A 551-nucleotide genomic window follows, 5' to 3' on the forward strand; every position below is an offset into this window, starting at 1 on the left:
TTGACCGACTGGATGCTCTCGTTTGCGGTCTCGACTCGCTCGGTGATCGCGTCGATCGCCTCGATACCGTCCTCGACGGTCTCCGCGCTGGCGGTAACCCGCTCGCGCATGCGGTCGATCTCGTCGACGGTCTCGTCGACCGACGACTGGACACTCGAGACGAGGGCGTCGACCTCCTGGGTTGCCTCGCCGGTCTCCTCGGCGAGGGACTTGACTTCGTTAGCGACGACGGCGAAGCCGTCACCCTCCTCGCCGGCGGCGGCGGCCTCGATGGAGGCGTTGAGCGCGAGCAAGTTGGTCTGATCGGCGATCTCGTCGATCATTCCGACGATCTCGCTGATCTCGTTCATCTCCGAATCGAGCCGTTCGACCTGCTCGGTGATCGCCTCGGCGCGGCTCTCGAGTCGATCCATCTCGTCTTGGATCTCGTCGGTCGCGTCGCCGGCCACGGCAGCCTGATCCGCGGCGTCACTGGAGACGGTCGCGACGTCGTCGGCGGTCGAAGCGATCTCCTCGACGGTCGCCGAGAGGTCGTTCATCTCGCCGTAGAC

The 551-nt window shown here is 65.7% G+C and carries 1 protein-coding gene; it reads right to left on the reverse strand.

The genetic code is table 11. The features are described 5' to 3' along the window. Positions 1–551: methyl-accepting chemotaxis protein (locus FYC77_RS20060; RefSeq protein WP_238387054.1), on the reverse strand; the 551-nt coding region annotated here is incomplete at both ends.

This window comes from Natrialba swarupiae, assembly GCF_008245225.1.
Taxonomy (GTDB): Archaea; Halobacteriota; Halobacteria; order Halobacteriales; family Natrialbaceae; genus Natrarchaeobius; species Natrarchaeobius swarupiae.